The sequence below is a fragment of the Pseudomonas sp. GW823-FHT02C02 genome (genome assembly GCF_058797635.1).
In genome coordinates this window covers 22,968-37,280 of the sequence record NZ_JBXAJV010000005.1, presented here as the reverse complement: position 1 = coordinate 37,280, position 14,313 = coordinate 22,968, and the positions used below count along the sequence as shown (strand labels likewise).

Here is a 14,313-nt window from a genome sequence, read left to right as displayed (position 1 = left end):
CTCCTCAGGAATGCGCTTGAGACAATTTGTTATTGGTTTCAGGACCGCTGACTGGCGGCTCTTTCAGCACCACACGTTTGATCGGACCGACGATCACCAGGTAGCTGAACACTGCAACCAGTGCGTTGCAACCGACAAACACCAGCGCCCATTTGAACGAACCGGTGGAGCTGATGATGTAGCCGATCACGATCGGGGTGGTGATCGAAGCGATGTTGCCGAAGGTGTTGAACAGGCCACCGCTCAGGCCGGCAATCTGTTTCGGCGAGGTGTCGGACACCACCGCCCAACCCAGCGCACCCACGCCTTTGCCGAAGAAGGCCAGGGCCATGAAGCCGACGACCATCCACTCGACATCAACATAGTTGCACGCCACGATGCTGCTGGAGACCAGCAAACCCGCGATGATCGGTGCCTTGCGAGCGAAGGTCAGGGAATGGCCCTTGCGCAGCAGGTAATCGGAAATCACCCCGCCAAGCACCCCCCCGATAAAGCCGCAGATCGCCGGCAACGAAGCAATGAAACCGGCCTTGAGGATGGTCATGCCGCGTTCTTGCACCAGGTACACCGGGAACCAGGTCAGGAAGAAGTACGTGATGCCGTTGATGCAGTACTGGCCCAGATACACGCCGAGCATCATGCGGTTGGTCAGCAACTGGCGGATGTAGTCCCACTTCGGACCGTCGCCTTTTTTGCCTTTGCCTTTGTCCTGGTCCATGTCGACCATGCCGCCGTTGTCGGCGATGTGCTTGAACTCGGCGTCGTTGATCATCGGGTGCTGGCGCGGGCTGTAGATCACCTTCAGCCAGATCCCCGAGAAGATGATGCCGATCACGCCCATGACGATAAACACGTGCTGCCAGCCGAAGCTGTAGACGATCCAGCCCATCAGCGGTGCGAACAACACGGTGGCAAAGTACTGCGCCGAGTTGAAGATCGCCGAGGCCGTGCCGCGTTCAGCCGTCGGGAACCAGGCCGCGACGATACGGGCGTTACCCGGGAAGGATGGCGCTTCGGCCAGGCCCACCAGGAAGCGCAGCATGAACAGCGCAACCACTGCGGTGGACATGCCGAATTCGCCGACATAGCCCTGCAGAACGGTGAACAGCGACCAGGTGAAAATGCTTAGCGCGTAGATCTTTTTCGAGCCGAAACGGTCCAGCAGCCAGCCACCGGGAATTTGCCCGGCCACGTAAGCCCAACCGAATGCAGAGAAGATGTAACCGAGGGTGACCGCGTCGATGCCGAGGTCTTTTTGCAGGCTGGAGCCCGCGATGGCGATAGTGGCCCGGTCGGCGTAGTTGATCGTGGTCACCAGGAAAAGCATGAGCAAAATCAAATAGCGGACGTGAGTCGGCTTGGTCGCTTGCATGTAGATGTACTCCCACTGATTATTTTTATGCGCGGGTGAATCTTTGGTTTTCTGTGGGAGCAAGCCTGCTCGCGATGGTGGTCAACGATGACGCGGGGCATCAGGTTTACCGCCGCGTCCTCAAGACCTTCGCGAGCAGGCTCGCGCCCACAGAGGGTGTTGCGTTACGAACCGATGTAGCTGGTCTTCACCACGGTGTAGAACTCTTGCGCGTAGCGACCTTGCTCGCGGGAACCATAGGATGAACCTTTACGCCCGCCGAATGGAACGTGGTAATCCACGCCCGCCGTCGGCAGGTTGACCATCACCATCCCGGCCTGGGAGTGGCGCTTGAAGTGGTTGGCGTACTTCAGCGACGTGGTGGCGATGCCCGCCGACAGACCGAATTCGGTGTCGTTGGCCATGGCCAGCGCGGCGTCGTAATCGGCGACGCGAACGATGTTCGCCACCGGGCCAAAGATCTCTTCACGGCTGATGCGCATCGCTGCTGTGCTGTCGGCAAACAGCGTTGGCGCGAGGTAGTAGCCTTCGGTGTCGCAAGTCACCAAGCCACCGCCGCTGACCAGACGAGCACCTTCGGACTGGCCAATGTCGATGTACTTCATGTCCTGTTCAAGCTGCGCTTGCGAGACGACCGGACCGATGTCGGTGCCGGTTTTCAACGCGTGACCGACCTTGATCAACTTCATGCGCTCGGCCATGGCTTCGACGAACTTGTCGTGAATCCCGGCGGTGACGATGAAGCGGCTCGACGCCGTGCAACGCTGACCGGTGGAATAGAACGCGCTCTGCACCGACAGCTCGACCGCTTGCTTCAGGTCGGCATCGTCGAGAATGATCTGCGGGTTCTTGCCACCCATTTCCAGCTGAACCTTGGCCTGACGCGAGACGCAGCTGACGGCGATCTGACGACCGACACCGACAGAACCGGTGAAGCTGATGCCGTCGACTTTCGGGCTCTGCACCAGCGCATCGCCAACCACGCGACCGCTGCCCATCACCAGGTTGAAGACGCCGGCCGGGAAGCCTGCGCGGGAGATGATTTCCGCCAGCGCCCAGGCGCAACCCGGCACCAGATCGGCCGGTTTCAGCACGACGCAGTTGCCGTAGGCCAGGGCCGGGGCGATTTTCCACGAAGGGATCGCGATCGGGAAGTTCCACGGGGTGATCAGGCCAACGACGCCCAAGGCTTCGCGAGTGACTTCGACGTTCACACCCGGGCGCACCGACGGAAGATAGTCACCGGACAGGCGCAGGCACTCACCGGCGAAGAACTTGAAGATGTTACCGGCGCGGGTCACTTCGCCGATGGCTTCAGGCAGGGTCTTGCCCTCTTCCCGGGCCAGCAAGGTGCCAAGCTCTTCGCGGCGGGCGAGGATTTCGGTGCCGACTTTATCCAGAGAATCATGGCGAGCCTGAATGCCCGAAGTCGACCAGGCCGGAAACGCAGCGCGAGCGGCGTCGATGGCGGCGTGGACCTGGGCCAGATCAGCCTTGGCGTAGTCGCCGATGGTGTCGGTCAGTTCGGACGGGTTGATGTTGGCGCAGTAATCACTGCCCGCCACCCATTCACCGTTGATGTAGTTATCGAAACGCTTTGTATCAGCCACAACAATCTCCTCACGCAAAAGGCCGCTGATTGCTCAGCGGCCTTATTAATCGGGTGTGTTACTGCGCACCTTGCTTGTCGATCAGCGCGGCCAGAGCTTCGTACTCTTCTGGCAGCAGATCGGTCAGCGGTGCACGCACAGGACCTGCGTCATAACCGGCAATTTTTGCCCCGGCCTTGACGATGCTCACCGCATAACCGGCTTTGCGGTTACGGATGTCCAGGTACGGCAGGAAGAAGTCGTCGATGATCTTGCCAACAGTGGCGTGATCTTCGCGGGCAATGGCGTGGTAAAAATCCATCGCCGTTTTCGGGATGAAGTTGAACACCGCCGAGGAGTAGACCGGTACGCCCAATGCCTTGTAAGCAGCGGCATAGACTTCAGCGGTCGGCAAACCGCCCAGATAGCTGAAGCGATCACCGAGGCGGCGACGGATCGATACCATCAACTCGATATCGCCCAGGCCATCCTTGTAGCCGATCAGGTTCGGGCAGCGCTCGGCCAGGCGTTCCAGCAATGGCGCGGTCAGGCGGCAGACGTTGCGGTTGTAAACCACCACGCCGATGTTCACCGATTTGCACACGGCTTCAACGTGGGCGGCAACGCCGTCCTGGCTGGCTTCGGTCAGGTAGTGCGGCAGCAGCAACAAGCCTTTGGCGCCCAGGCGCTCGGCTTCCTGTGCGTACTCGATGGCCTGGCGAGTCGAACCGCCCACACCAGCCAGAATCGGCACGCTGTTTTCGCAGGTGTCGACGGCGGTCTTGATGATTTCCGAATATTCGCTGGCCGCCAGAGAGAAGAACTCACCGGTGCCGCCTGCGGCGAACAACGCCGTGGCGCCGTATGGGGCCAGCCATTCGAGACGCTTGATATAGCCCGCGCGATGGAAGTCGCCCTGAGCATTGAAATCGGTGACCGGGAAAGACAGCAGGCCAGAAGAGAGGATGGACTTCAGTTCTTGTGGATTCATTATTCGAACACCCTGGGTAGCGACGTTTGTGTGAGAAAAGCGTTCAGCCTGTGGCCGAGTTGTAGGTCATCGTACAACTTAAATAATAACCGTCAACTGCATTTCATCGTCGCGCCTGGAAATTTGTGTCGGAAGGGGATTTTCTTGACGTAGGAAATTTCTCACCTAAGCTCTGATTAGCTGTATATACATACAGCTATCTTGAATCATACCGACGACATATCAAGGAGCCAGAAATGTCAGGTCTACACGCTCAACCGCAGGAAAAACCAGAACAGATCCTCGCGAACCTGGACGATCTTTTTACTGAAGACGGTATCGCCGTCACCGCCAACAGTTCGCTTATGCTGAAGCTCGGCGAACATCACGACGCACCTCAAACAACTAACGCTACGCCTGGCAAAGCCTTGAAAGGCAAGCCACAGCTAAGGTTTGAGGGCGGCGAGCACACCGCCATCGGTGACGGTACGTTGCTGCGTTTTATCAAGGACGCGCCCGCTGTGCCCGCCTCGCAGGTAGCGCTGCATTTACCCAATGGACTGGCGCTGACTTACGGTCAGGTCATCGCTCTGGGCGGTGACTTTTATGGCATTCCCGATCAACCAGTCAGCGAAGGCGCCACGCCTGCCGACCGCGTCCAGCGCTTTACCAATGCCTTCAACTCGCTGGCGGTGCTGCCGGCGTCCAATGCCGAAGCCAAGCTGATCCTCGGCGTCATGCAGAAGGAAATCGCCGCAGTTAAACAGGCAATCAAAGACGGCAAACAGCCTCACGAGGCGTATGACGCACTCGGAGATACGTTGTCAGAAGAGTGGAACAGAATCACGGGCGGCGGCAGTTTCGTCTCGGCGCTGTTTCCCTTGGGGCGCTATCTGAAACTGGCCGCCAATAATGCTGACCACTTTGCCGAATGGGCGCTGCTGGCCTATATCTCCGGGCACACGGCAGCTCTGCAACAAGCGGTGAAGGCTCACAGCAGCAACGATGAAAAGCAGCTGGAACTGGCCTACGCGATGAATGCCTTTGCCGATCACTACCTGACCGACCTGTTTTCTGCCGGCCATTTGCGAGTACCGCGCAAACAGTTGGCTGCGGTGGTCACGCCCAGTGATCTGGGCTCACTGATTACCCGCTTCATGCACGACGAAGACAGCAAGTTCGGCCTCAATGTGCGCAACGGCACCGGCGATCACTGGCGTGGGTACGGCGACAAACGCTACTTCGACGCCATCGACAGCGCCAATCGTGTCCAGGTGAATCAGGCGGTGCAGGTGTCGGCGGATGAAGTGTTTGCGGCGTATCTCAGCGGCACCGTCACGGTTCCCGATAATTTTGGCGCCTTGAAAAAGACCCCGGATCTGCAAGCCGTATTGAATCCTGCGAACAACTTTTCACCGTTGTTCCGGGTTGAAGGCAGCAAAGTGCTGCGGCGCAAGGACGTCAACAACCTGAACGACACCGCCACCGTCGATGACTGGTGGGGCTGGAGTACTTACTTGCTGCTCAAGGATTACAACCCCACTGGCAACGTGGCTTGATAAGGAGATTGATGATGACGATTAAATTGAAACTGGAACTGGCTTCAGGGCAATCGCTGGAGGGTGCGCCGTTGGAGTTGTTGTCCAAGGGTGTGCCCATTGCCCGCGGAGTTGTGGATAAGCAGGGGGGTGTGACCTTCGAGGTTAAATCGGCGAAGACTGAATTGGCGGTACGGGTGGATCGTTCAGTTCTGAAAACCGGCTGAGGCGATTGCCCCATCACGAGCAGGCTCGCACCCATTAGTCTTTGGTATTCCACTGATTAGATCCCAAATGGAAGCGAGCCTGCCTTTGAACGCAAATCTCGGGACAGGTAAACACACGACACAAAACACTGACCGTTCGTCTGAACTGTAAATTCTGACAGTAGCACGACATCAACTGCGGTGACTTAATCACCTCAGGAGTTAACGAACCGGCCCCTTAGAACGCTTATAAAAGAGCGTTTATCAAAATGGTTCGACTTATTGTTGAAGGACTTTATTCATGACAGTACAAAAGAACGACTTGGCGCCCCCAAAAGTTAAAAATGTTGAAGAAGGTGTTTTGAGCGTTAGCCAAATTATTGGATCAGTCTCAATAACAGTGGAACCCATCGCAGATGCGAACAAGGGGGATGAATTAGCATTTATTGTAAAAACCTCTACAGGCAAATCCATCGTGTATTCAGTGACTATAGAAATTCCATCAGATGCATACGGATACGGAGCCGAAAAAAACTTCTTCGAAACAGGTTTGGCAGAAGGCGCCAGTGTTAAAGTGCAATACACTGTGACAAGAGATGGGGAAGTGAGACACTCCCCTAAGGTGGAATTTAGGCTCGTACAATAAGAGACGCGGACAGTTCTGTTAATCAGATTACTGTCCGCTATGGCCACCGAGATCTTCTATAGCGCGTGCATCACCTGATTAACCCGGCGCTTTGGAATATTGCGACTTATACAAAACTCAGCTATCGGCGATAAAAAGCATTAACGCTGCGCCTCAGCCTCTTCATGCGCATGGCGCAGCCGCTCGCGGCTATTGGTCAAATGCAAACGCATCGCCGCCCGCGCCGCATCCGAATCCTGGCGCACAATCGCGTCGTAAATCTCTTCGTGCTCACGGCTCAGGCGACTCATGCGCTGTTGATCGTCATGGGCTACGCGCGCGGTCCAGCGCGTAACGACCTCTGGTCGCAACTGTCAATTCTGACAGTAGCCAACATTAAAAGCATCTGATGAACTGATGTCGCGGATAAGTTATCGCAAAATTACTTTTTATATATGGAGATTCGCCATGAGCACTGTCGAACTAACAAAAGTGGAAAAACCTGTAAAATCGCCAGTATCACCAGAACTAGCCGCGCCCACTGCCCCTGAAACAGACGGAACTACCCTCTACCTAAAGAACTTCGGAGAAATCCAGCAATTTAGATTTAAGCTTGCCGTTAAATATAAAGGTCAAGCTAGCGGACAACGATGCAAATACTTTATAAAATTTCACAATGAGAGCGGTTACGAAGAATTATGGCGCGGCGGAATTGATATTAAAGACACCGAGCAGCACATTTCAAAAATCACCACGTATACACTCGAGCCCATCGTTAACAAAAGTACGGCTGAGTTTTGGTATGAGGTAGAAATTGACGGGATCAAAAAAGAATCACACCCCCTTCGTCTCATCGTGGTGCGTTAGCAAAAGCGCTACAAAAAAAACTGGGTCCCACCAACCGCAACTCTCAGCGCTGCGCCTCAGCCTCTTCATGCGCGTGGCGCAGCCGCTCCCGACTGTTCGTCAAATGCAAACGCATTGCCGCCCGCGCCGCATCCGAATCCTGGCGCGCAATCGCGTCGTAAATCTCTTCGTGTTCGCGGCTCAGGCGACTCATGTAGTGCTGCTGATCATCATGGGCCAGGCGCGCGGAGTTCAGGCGGGTGCGCGGAATGATGCTGGTGCCCAGGTGGGTCATGATGTCGGTGAAGTAGCGGTTACCAGTCGACAGGGCGATTTGCAGGTGGAACTGGAAGTCGGACGCCACGGCATCACTGGCGTGGGCGGCGCTTTCATTCAAGGCGTCCAGCGCGGCGCGCATCAAGGCCAACTGTTCCGGGCTGCGGCGCTGTGCAGCGAGGCCGGCGGACTCCACTTCGAGGCTGATGCGCAGTTCCAGAATCGCCAATACGTCACGCAGGGTGACCACGGTCGCCGGGTCGATGCGAAAACCGCTCGGGCTCGGGGTGTCGAGCACGAAGGTGCCGATGCCGTGACGGGTTTCCACCTGGCCAGCGGCCTGCAAACGTGAAATTGCTTCGCGAACCACGGTTCGGCTGACGCCATGGGCATCCATGATCGCCGACTCGGTGGGCAATTTGTCGCCACGTTTGAGGTGGCCGTCGCGGATCTGCTCGGACAGCACCGTCACCAATTCCTGTGCGAGGCTGCGGCGCTTGCGAGGGAGGCGTGGTGCGTCGATCGGGTTTTCCATGGTGAACGTCTGTCTCGAAAATTGCGGCTGAAACCGCATCATAGCTCAACGCGGTTGTACGATCACCACCACCCACTTTTGTAAGAGCAACTGTGGCGCGGGGATTTATCCCCGCTGGATGGCGCAGCCATCCCAAAACCCACAGCCTCGGTGCATCAGGTATGCCGAGTGCAGTGGTTTTGCGACGGCTGCGTCGCCGAGCGGGGATAAATCCCCTCGCCACAAAAGCTCGTTCCCACACGGATTGTGGTGTTATGCGATCACGGTCTGGTCCACCAGATGACCATTTTCAATGCGCACATGCCGTGGGTGGAAACGCTTCAGACTGCTGCGATGCCCGACGCTGACGATGCTCAACCCCGGTATTTCATCGATCAAGGCCTGATACAGCGAAGCCTCATCCTCTTCGTCCATCGCCGACGTCGCCTCGTCCATGTACAACCACTGTGGTGCATAGAGCAGCGCACGAGCGAAGGCCAGCCGTTGCTGTTCACCCGGCGACAGCATGCGCTGCCAGTGATTGGCCTCGTCCAGGCGCGCAACGAGGTGCGGCAAGCGGCAAGTTTCCAGCACATGCACATACCGCTCATGCGGATAAGTCCCGCCGGCCTGTGGATAACTCAGTGCCTCGCGCAACGTGCCAATCGGCAGATACGGCTTTTGAGGCAGGAACAGGTAACGCGCCGTCGGCAGACGAATGCTGCCATGACCCGCCGGCCACAGGTGCCCCATCGCCCGCAGCAAGGTCGACTTGCCGCTGCCGGAACGACCGCTGAGCATGACGCGCTCGCCCTCCTCCACGGTCATGTCGGCGTTGGTCAGCAAGTGACGACCGTCGGCCAGATCGAGGCCCAGGTTGTGCACCTTCAAGGCTGTACCCGAATTCTGCACATCAATCGCCGGCGCTCGCTCTTCGTTGTCGGTCATCGCCTGGCGGAAACTCAGCAGACGATCACAGGTGGCTCGCCAAGCGGCCAAGTCCTGGTAGGCGCTGATGAACCAGCTGAAGTTCTCCTGCACGTTGCCGAACGCTGAGTTGATTTGCATCAGCTCGCCAAGCTCGATCTTGCCGGCGAAGTAACGCGGCGCGGCGACCATAAACGGGAAAATGATTGCGATCTGGCCATAACCGGAGGTGAAGAAGGTCAGGCGCTTGGACACTTTCATGATGTCCCAGAAGTTATGCCAGACCAGCCCGAAGCGCCCGCTCAGACGGCGGTTTTCATTGGGTTCGCCGTTGTACAGCGCGATGCTTTCCGAGTTCTCGCGAACCCGCACCATGGAAAAACGCAGGTCAGCTTCGAAGCGTTGTTGATTGTTGTTGAGGCCAATCAAACGACGGCCAATCAAGTGCGTCAGCCAGCTGCCGACGGCGGCATAAACCAGAGCGCACCAGAACATGTAGCCGGGGATGGTGAAACCGAACACTTCGATGCTGCCCGACACGCCCCACAGAATGATCGAAAACGACACCAGACTGACGACGTTGCGGATCAGGCCCAGCCCCAGGCCCAGCGTATTGGAGGTGAAGCTATTGAGGTCTTCGGAAATCCGCTGGTCAGGGTTATCGGTGTAACCGCCCTGCTCCAGTTGGTAGTAGTTTTTATGACCGAGCCAACGGGCGAAGTGCTGCTCGGTTAGCCAGGCCCGCCAGCGAATCGTCAGCATCTGCGTCAGGTAGAGCCGATACACCGCACCGAGAATCGCCACCGCCGCGATCCCGCAGAAGTACAGAATCAGTTGCCAGAAAGCCGCTTCGTCCTTCTTTTGCAGGGCGTTGTAAAAATCCTTGTACCAACTGTTAACCCACACCGAAATCGCCACGCTGAACAGTGACAGCGCAATCACGGCGATCAGCAATGTCCAGGCCTTGCCCTTCTCTTCGCTGCGCCAATACGGCGTGGTCATCGCCCAGACTTTGCGAAAAAACTGCCCGCGCACAGCATCGTTGACCGCGGAATACTCAGCGTTCTGATTCATGGAAAAGGCTCGATAAAGAAAAGAACACACCCGAACCGATCATAGATGATCGGTTCGGGTTATCGCGAGGGCTGGCGTTAATCGTTCAGCGTCCGTTCAGCGGCGGACCGGACGCTTTTGCAGTTTGCGCTGCAGCGTGCGGCGGTGCATGCCCAAGGCGCGGGCAGTGGCGGAGATGTTGCCTTCGTGTTCGGTCAGTACGCGCTGGATGTGCTCCCATTGCAGGCGGTCCACCGACATCGGGTTTTCTGGCACCAGGGTGTCGAGGTCAGCATGCTCGGAAAGCAGCGCGGCCAGTACGTCGTCAGCGTCAGCCGGCTTGCACAGATAGTTGCAAGCGCCGCGCTTGATGGCCTCGACGGCGGTGGCAATGCTCGAGTAGCCGGTGAGGATCACCACGCGCATTTCCGGGTCAAGTTCGAGCAGTTTGGGCAGCAACACCAGGCCTGAGTCGCCGTCCATTTTCAGGTCCAGCGCGGCGTAATCCGGGATGTCGGCCTGGGCGATGGTCAGCCCTTCTTCGGCGGAACCGGCGGTGCTGACGCGAAAACCACGGCGGGCCATGGCGCGGGCCATCACACGGGTAAAGGTTGCGTCGTCGTCTACCAGCAGCAAATGCGGCAGTTCTTCGCCTTCAACTTGGATCTCGTCACTCATGTTCGTCTCCTCGGGCGACACGGGGCAGGCGCAGCTCGGTGAGCGTGCCGCCTTCCTCATGACTGTAGAGTTTCACTGAGCCGCCGGCGCGTGTCACGCTGGCCTTGCTCAAAAACAGGCCGAGGCCGAAACCTTTGCCCTTGGTGGTAAAAAACGGCTTGCCAATCTGTTCGGCAATGGCCAGCGGCACGCCGGCGCCATGGTCGCGAATGCTGATGGTCAGGTCCTCGGCATTCCAGTCCAGCGTCACTTGCAGCCCTTCGGGGCACGCATCGGCGGCGTTGTTGAGCAAATTCAGCAAGGCTTGCGTCAGGTCTGGCGGCGGTGCCATGCGTGGCACCGTGCCCTGGCCCAGCCGTTGGAAACGGTAACTGGCTTCCGGGCGCATCAAGTGCCAGCGGTTCAGCGCTTCGTCGAGCCAGTCGGTGACGTCCTGCATTTCCACCGCCAGGCGTCGATTGGCCTCGGCGGCGCGCACCAGTTGCTGCAAGGTCTCTTTGCAGAGTTTGACCTGATCTTGCAACACGCTTAAATCATCCTGCAACAGCGGGTCGGGATGGTCCTGGCGCATTTCCTTGAGCAACACGCTCATGGTGGCCAACGGCGTGCCCAACTCATGGGCGGCGCCGGCCGCCTGGGTCGCGACGGCCAGCAATTGCTGGTCGCGCAGGCCTTCTTCACGACGGATGGCGCGCAGTTCTTCCTGGCGGCGCAGCTCTTCGGCCATGCGCGCGGCAAAGAAGGTAATGACGGCGGCGGCAAGGGCGAAACTCAGCCACATGCCGTAGATCTGCAGGTTTTCCCGGGCGATGGGGAAGGTTTCCAGCGGATAGAACCGTGCCAGCAACAACGTATAAAGCGCCAGCGCGATACCGGACAGAATCACCGAATAGCGCCACGGCAACGTCACGGCGGCGATGGTCAGCGGCACCAGGTAATAGGAAACGAACGGGTTGGTCGAACCGCCGGAGAAATACAGCAAGGCACTGTGGATAAACAGATCACAGGCCAGTTGCAGGGCATATTCCAGCTCGGTGACCGGCCACGAGGTGCGCAGGCGAACCGCCGTGAACGCGCACAGCAGCGTCGAGCAGCCGAGGGTCATCGCCAGTTGCACCCACGGCAACGGCAGCAGATCGAACCAGTAGGCCAGGCCCACGGAACCAGCCTGAGCGGCGAGTACCAAGGTGCGGATGAAGGTCAGCCGCCAAAGGTTTTGGCGAGTGGCGGAAGTGATTTGAACGGGGGCGAGCATGAGCTCTCCTGATGAGCGCTCCAGGCGGATCGCACGGAGTATAACCAAGCACGGGGGCTGGCAGGCAAAAGTGCGGCAAACAGCCACATGGCAGGAAGTTCTGCTGCGTCTATAAGGACGCCTTCGCGGGCAAGCCTCGCGCCTACAGGAATGTGTCGTTCAAAGGATTGGCGTACGACACATTCCTGTAGGAGCGAGGCTTGCCCGCGAATGGCCTCGACACGGTCTCCCCCATTCCATCTGTATGGAAGTTGTAACTGTGCGAACCGGATCAATAAAGTTAGAGTCTGATGGTTTCACGCAGGCTCGGACCTTAACCCCTGCGCACCTCCAAGGAGTTTTCATGCACAGTTTCCGCCGCAGCGCCGCCCTTCTTGCCCTTAGCGTTGGCACCGTCGCCAGCCTCCCGGCCCTGGCCGCCGACGAACTTCATTACAACCAGATCGCCCTGCGTGCCGAAGTCAGCCAGGAAGTGGCCCGCGATCAGATGATCGTGACCCTCTACACCGAAGAACAAAACACCGACCCGGCCAAACTCGCCGCCGACGTCAGCACCACCATGAACAAAGCGCTGGCCCAGGCCAAACAAGTCAAGGAAGTCACCCTGCGCCAGGGCAGCCGCAACAGCTACCCGATCTACGACACCAAGGGCCAGAAAATCACCGGCTGGCGTGAACGCGCCGAACTGCGCATGGAAAGCTCCGACTTCGCCGCACTGTCGAAGCTGACCGGCGAACTGCTGACCGACCTGAAAATGGGTGGCATGGACTTCGCCATCGCCACGCCAACGCGCAAGGCCAGCGAAGATGCGCTGCTTAAAGAAGCTGTCACCGCCTTCAAGGCCCGCGCGCAGCTGGCAACCGATGCGTTGGGTGGCAAGGGTTACAAAATCGTCAGCCTGAACCTGAACAGCAACGGTTATCCACAGCCGTACATGCGTGGGCCGATGATGATGAAAGCGGCCGGCATGGATGGCGCTCCGGTGACGCCAGAGGTTGAGGCCGGCACCAGCCAGGTGAGCATGACGGCAGATGGTGCGATTGAAGTGTTGATGCCTTGATTCGATAACCCGTACACAGAAACGGCGGTCACTGAAGTGATCGCCGTTTTTTGTTGCCTGGCGGAAAGCCGGCAGGTTTGTCTGATGATTTTGTGGTGATTGATCCACCGTCATCGCGAGCAGGCTCACTCCTACATGGGATCAGAGTCGTACACAAAACCCATGTACACACTCGCCCCCAGTGGGAGCGAGCCTGCCCGCGAAAAACGATAACGCGGTCTACGCCGGATCGACGTTATCCAGCGCCCGATTCACCGCCAACTCCGCCAGCATGATGATCTGCTGAATCGCCAACACCGTATTGCGCTGCGGGCCGATCAGGTTTGCTGCGAAATCACTGGCCATGACACTGGCGGACGCCAATGACTCGCAAGCTTGTGCCAGGAGACTTTCGCTGTCCATGTCCGGGGCGACCATGAACATGGTGCTGGGACGGCGGGGTTTGGGGGCGTATTGATCGGGGGGATCGAGGTAGTAATCGAGGGCGCGATTTATGGCTTCGCGGTCTTTGAGGAGCGTTACGGCTTCGGTGGCTTCGGTGGCTTCGGCGTTGGAGGTTGTGGTGTTGAAGGGTGGATCGGGGACAATTTTGCTCATTTGCTTTCCCTGTTCATTTTTGGAGCCATCACTTTTCGTTTCTCACACGGAAAGTGGTGGCAGCTATGTGCAGGGTGAGAAAACCGGGAACAGAGAACCGGCCGGACCGAAGTCCGCCCGCACACAGCCGCCATAGAGCATTACAGGCAGCGTATAGCTGGCGGCAATTATGGTGATGCTGGCGCTAGATTCATACATATCTGTTCCCGGGTTCTCACACCCGTTCGCTGAGTTCTTCAGCGACAGTCAGAGGTTAGAGACACTGCTTCCTACCCGGCAACCTGAAAAATGCGTGGGAAATCGCTGTGTTTTTTACACATCTTTCAACACACAAAAATGGAACGCGGAGCCTCCCGGGCGGCATTCCCACGCGGAGCATGGGAACGATCAATCGGGAGCAACAGAAAGAGACAGGTCGGCTGTCAGGCCGCCTTCGCGGGCAAGCCTCGCTCCTACAGAGGACAGGGGTCATCTGGAAGTAAGGATCAAAACAGCCAATAGTGCTACCGCAAGCAGCAGACAGGTTGCACCCTTGGTTCTACCCGCCACTCCCACGTAGCCTCCATCACCTCACGGATCCAAATCATCCCCACAGATGTCCACTGCCAGACAGTAACGCAACAATCTGCCCCCACAGACACAACAACCCTTTAAACAACAAACACCTATCCAGCCAACTACAACTCAATCTCATTCACGCCCACACCTCTCATCCACGCCCCTCAAAGATGGGTATAAATAAGTAACACCTCGCTCCAACCGGGTGCGAAAGTCGTGCCGATTGCCCCGTCGCGGTGCGCCAGATGC

Annotated in this window: 13 protein-coding genes and 1 pseudogene; 5 read left to right on the top strand and 9 right to left on the bottom strand. The window is 57.8% G+C overall.

Annotation, left to right across the window (positions count from 1 at the left end; genetic code table 11):
- Positions 1–4 precede the first annotated feature (4 nt).
- The 3 genes from AC1ROI_RS10135 to kdgD form a co-directional block, all read right to left on the bottom strand.
- Positions 5–1,372, bottom strand: coding sequence for an MFS transporter (locus AC1ROI_RS10135; RefSeq protein WP_010463380.1), 1,368 nt, complete (start codon positions 1,370–1,372; stop codon positions 5–7).
- Positions 1,373–1,536: 164 nt separating this feature from the next.
- Entirely contained in the window at positions 1,537–2,982 is a 1,446-nt protein-coding gene (locus tag AC1ROI_RS10130) for an aldehyde dehydrogenase family protein (RefSeq protein WP_102594412.1), read from the bottom strand.
- A 58-nt stretch (positions 2,983–3,040) separates the two neighbouring features.
- Positions 3,041–3,952, bottom strand: a complete 912-nt coding sequence (gene kdgD, locus AC1ROI_RS10125; protein ID WP_010463384.1) for a 5-dehydro-4-deoxyglucarate dehydratase — start codon at positions 3,950–3,952, stop codon at positions 3,041–3,043.
- A gap of 236 nt (positions 3,953–4,188) precedes the next feature.
- Between kdgD and AC1ROI_RS10120 the strand changes: the two genes are divergently transcribed.
- From AC1ROI_RS10120 to AC1ROI_RS10110, 3 genes are all read left to right on the top strand, one after another.
- Positions 4,189–5,490: a phospholipase gene (locus tag AC1ROI_RS10120; protein WP_102594413.1), complete on the top strand. Its 1,302-nt coding sequence runs from the start codon at positions 4,189–4,191 to the stop codon at positions 5,488–5,490.
- A 14-nt stretch (positions 5,491–5,504) separates the two neighbouring features.
- The gene (locus AC1ROI_RS10115; RefSeq protein WP_010463387.1) at positions 5,505–5,696 is read left to right on the top strand and encodes a hypothetical protein; all 192 of its coding nucleotides are present in this window, start codon (positions 5,505–5,507) and stop codon (positions 5,694–5,696) included.
- A 280-nt stretch (positions 5,697–5,976) separates the two neighbouring features.
- Positions 5,977–6,321, top strand: coding sequence for a hypothetical protein (locus tag AC1ROI_RS10110; protein WP_102594414.1), 345 nt, complete (start codon positions 5,977–5,979; stop codon positions 6,319–6,321).
- A 140-nt stretch (positions 6,322–6,461) separates the two neighbouring features.
- Here the strand turns inward: AC1ROI_RS10110 and AC1ROI_RS10105 are convergent.
- Positions 6,462–6,644: pseudogene (locus AC1ROI_RS10105) on the bottom strand (FCD domain-containing protein); the annotation flags it as partial.
- Positions 6,645–6,768: 124 nt separating this feature from the next.
- Here AC1ROI_RS10105 and AC1ROI_RS10100 point away from each other — a divergent pair.
- Positions 6,769–7,167: a hypothetical protein gene (locus AC1ROI_RS10100; RefSeq protein WP_010463394.1), complete on the top strand. Its 399-nt coding sequence runs from the start codon at positions 6,769–6,771 to the stop codon at positions 7,165–7,167.
- A gap of 43 nt (positions 7,168–7,210) precedes the next feature.
- Here the strand turns inward: AC1ROI_RS10100 and AC1ROI_RS10095 are convergent, their stop codons facing one another.
- From AC1ROI_RS10095 to AC1ROI_RS10080, 4 genes are all read right to left on the bottom strand, one after another.
- Complete coding sequence (locus AC1ROI_RS10095) at positions 7,211–7,957, bottom strand: FadR/GntR family transcriptional regulator (RefSeq protein ID WP_010463396.1); 747 nt, start codon at positions 7,955–7,957, stop codon at positions 7,211–7,213.
- A gap of 252 nt (positions 7,958–8,209) precedes the next feature.
- Positions 8,210–9,937: an ABC transporter ATP-binding protein/permease gene (locus AC1ROI_RS10090; RefSeq protein ID WP_102594415.1), complete on the bottom strand. Its 1,728-nt coding sequence runs from the start codon at positions 9,935–9,937 to the stop codon at positions 8,210–8,212.
- Positions 9,938–10,033: 96 nt separating this feature from the next.
- Positions 10,034–10,594, bottom strand: a complete 561-nt coding sequence (locus AC1ROI_RS10085; protein WP_007901386.1) for a response regulator transcription factor — start codon at positions 10,592–10,594, stop codon at positions 10,034–10,036.
- The gene (locus tag AC1ROI_RS10080) at positions 10,587–11,849 is read right to left on the bottom strand and encodes an ATP-binding protein (protein ID WP_010463401.1); all 1,263 of its coding nucleotides are present in this window, start codon (positions 11,847–11,849) and stop codon (positions 10,587–10,589) included. The genes AC1ROI_RS10085 and AC1ROI_RS10080 overlap by 8 nt, the downstream gene beginning before the upstream one ends.
- 343 nt (positions 11,850–12,192) lie before the next feature.
- Here AC1ROI_RS10080 and AC1ROI_RS10075 point away from each other — a divergent pair, with 343 nt between their 5' ends.
- Positions 12,193–12,909 carry an SIMPL domain-containing protein gene (locus AC1ROI_RS10075; protein ID WP_010463403.1) on the top strand — a complete coding sequence of 239 codons (717 nt, stop codon included), beginning with the start codon at positions 12,193–12,195 and terminating at the stop codon, positions 12,907–12,909.
- Positions 12,910–13,128: 219 nt separating this feature from the next.
- On the opposite strand, the gene AC1ROI_RS10070 is transcribed toward AC1ROI_RS10075, so the two are convergent.
- Positions 13,129–13,506 carry a DUF6124 family protein gene (locus AC1ROI_RS10070; RefSeq protein ID WP_102594416.1) on the bottom strand — a complete coding sequence of 126 codons (378 nt, stop codon included), beginning with the start codon at positions 13,504–13,506 and terminating at the stop codon, positions 13,129–13,131.
- Positions 13,507–14,313 lie beyond the last annotated feature (807 nt).

What these genes read in the sequence shown, in the direction of transcription:
- AC1ROI_RS10135 (WP_010463380.1), bottom strand. Translation starts at nt 1,372, where the DNA reads ATGCAAGCGACCAAGCCGACTCACGTCCGCTATTTGATTTTGCTCATG.
- kdgD (WP_010463384.1), bottom strand. Translation starts at nt 3,952, where the DNA reads ATGAATCCACAAGAACTGAAGTCCATCCTCTCTTCTGGCCTGCTGTCT.
- AC1ROI_RS10120 (WP_102594413.1), top strand. Translation starts at nt 4,189, where the DNA reads ATGTCAGGTCTACACGCTCAACCGCAGGAAAAACCAGAACAGATCCTC.
- AC1ROI_RS10115 (WP_010463387.1), top strand. Translation starts at nt 5,505, where the DNA reads ATGACGATTAAATTGAAACTGGAACTGGCTTCAGGGCAATCGCTGGAG.
- AC1ROI_RS10110 (WP_102594414.1), top strand. Translation starts at nt 5,977, where the DNA reads ATGACAGTACAAAAGAACGACTTGGCGCCCCCAAAAGTTAAAAATGTT.
- AC1ROI_RS10100 (WP_010463394.1), top strand. Translation starts at nt 6,769, where the DNA reads ATGAGCACTGTCGAACTAACAAAAGTGGAAAAACCTGTAAAATCGCCA.
- AC1ROI_RS10095 (WP_010463396.1), bottom strand. Translation starts at nt 7,957, where the DNA reads ATGGAAAACCCGATCGACGCACCACGCCTCCCTCGCAAGCGCCGCAGC.
- AC1ROI_RS10090 (WP_102594415.1), bottom strand. Translation starts at nt 9,937, where the DNA reads ATGAATCAGAACGCTGAGTATTCCGCGGTCAACGATGCTGTGCGCGGG.
- AC1ROI_RS10085 (WP_007901386.1), bottom strand. Translation starts at nt 10,594, where the DNA reads ATGAGTGACGAGATCCAAGTTGAAGGCGAAGAACTGCCGCATTTGCTG.
- AC1ROI_RS10080 (WP_010463401.1), bottom strand. Translation starts at nt 11,849, where the DNA reads ATGCTCGCCCCCGTTCAAATCACTTCCGCCACTCGCCAAAACCTTTGG.
- AC1ROI_RS10075 (WP_010463403.1), top strand. Translation starts at nt 12,193, where the DNA reads ATGCACAGTTTCCGCCGCAGCGCCGCCCTTCTTGCCCTTAGCGTTGGC.
- AC1ROI_RS10070 (WP_102594416.1), bottom strand. Translation starts at nt 13,506, where the DNA reads ATGAGCAAAATTGTCCCCGATCCACCCTTCAACACCACAACCTCCAAC.